Source organism: Cellulomonas septica, from assembly GCF_012396155.1.
Lineage (GTDB): Bacteria > Actinomycetota > Actinomycetes > Actinomycetales > Cellulomonadaceae > Cellulomonas > Cellulomonas septica.
This window is the reverse complement of the sequence record NZ_JAAXOY010000752.1, coordinates 1-1,569: the sequence shown is the minus strand read 5'-3', so window position 1 is coordinate 1,569 and position 1,569 is coordinate 1. Positions and strand designations below refer to the sequence as shown.

The window sequence follows — 1,569 nt, the reverse complement described above, 5'->3', positions numbered from 1 at the left end:
GCCGCACGTCGGTCTCGCCCCAGGTCGGCAGCGTGCTGCGCGGGGTCGCGCCCACCGTGTGCCAGCCCCACCGGTCGGTGCCGGCGGGGACGGTCGCGGTCGCGACGCGCTCCCAGCGCCGTCCTTCGCGCACCTCCACGTGGACGGCGGCGTCACCGGGTGCGGACCGGGCGAGGGTGAGCTCGAGCCCGCCGACGCCGTGCAGGTCGACGTCACGCAGCAGCACCCACCCGGACCGGGCCCCTGGGGCGACCTCGACGGCGGTGCCCGCGTCCCGGTCGCGGGGGACCAGCCGGACGTCGGCACGCTCGTCGTGGTCGACGGCGCGCACCCAGCCGTCGAGCAGGGTGCGCGGCGGGACGGGCGTGCCGGCGACCTTGAGGTCGGCGACGAGGGGCAGGTCCCCGGAGGACGACCCGGCGTGCAGCTCGTACCCGCCGGGCTCGACGACGAAGGACCCGCTCGTGACGTCCCACACGGCGAGGCCGGCGACGGCGACGGCCAGCGCGACCTCGCGCGTCTCGCCGGGCTCGAGGCGCACGCGCTCGAAGCTCACGAGGCTGCGCCGCGGGTAGGGCAGCCGGTGCCCGGGCGCGGCGGCGTAGACCTGGACGAGCTCCTCGGCGACGCGGTCGCCGGTGTTCTGCACGATGACTCGCGCGGTGGCGACGGACAGCTCGTCGAGGTCGTCCTCGGTGTCGACGGTCAGGCCGAGGTACTCGACGGTGCTGTAGGTGAGCCCGTGCCCGAACGCCCAGCGCGCGGGGTGCGGGGCGTACCAGTACGTGTGCCCGCCGCCGATCGGGTCGTGGTCGAACAGGTCGCCGACGTGCGCCTCGTCGGCGGGCCACTGCTGCGTGAGGCGTCCGGTCGGCTCGACGTCGCCGGTGAGCACGTCGACGAGCCCGTGCCCGAGCTCCTGCCCGGCGTGCGCGGTCCAGACGACCGCGGAGGCGGCGTCGCCGAGGTCGCCGAGCACGTAGGGGTACGACGAGACGACGGTGAGCACGGTCGACGGGTTGGCGTCGAGCACGGTGCGCGCGAGCTCGGCCTGCGCGTGCGGGAGCCGCAGGTGGGGGCGGTCCTCGGTCTCGCGCCCGAGCAGGTGCGGGTCGTTGCCGACCGCGAGGACGACGACGTCCGCCTCGCGGGCCGCGGCTGCGGCGAGCGCGTGCCCCGAGTGCACGGTGCGGACGGTGAACCGCTCGGCGTGCTGCGGGTCGGCGGCGTCGGCGACGAGGACTCCGCCGTCGCGCTGCACGACGACCCAGCGTCCCGACCCGACGTGCTGGACCGAGACGGTGCCGTCGTCGTGGTGGTGCACGCGGAACGACTCCTGGACGACCCACCCGCCGACGCGGTCGGCGTCGGCGTGCAGGATCCACCGCGCCCCGGTCCAGAGCCGGCCGGTGCGCCGTGACCGCAGCGTGTGCAGGCCCTCGCCCCACGACGTGAGGTCGACGTGCGTGTCCTCGTCGGCGCGCGGGGCGTCGGCGACGAGGACGCCGTCGTCCCCGGGCCGCACGTAGCGGCCGGTCGTGGCGGAGCGCAGCGAGATCGGAAGAGCGT

1 protein-coding gene is annotated in these 1,569 nt (G+C 76.4%); it reads right to left on the bottom strand.

Annotated features, from left to right (window positions below):
- Positions 1–1,569, bottom strand: a 1,569-nt coding sequence (locus HGA02_RS18830) for a glycoside hydrolase family 3 C-terminal domain-containing protein (protein WP_210728808.1), incomplete at both ends; no start/stop codon positions are given.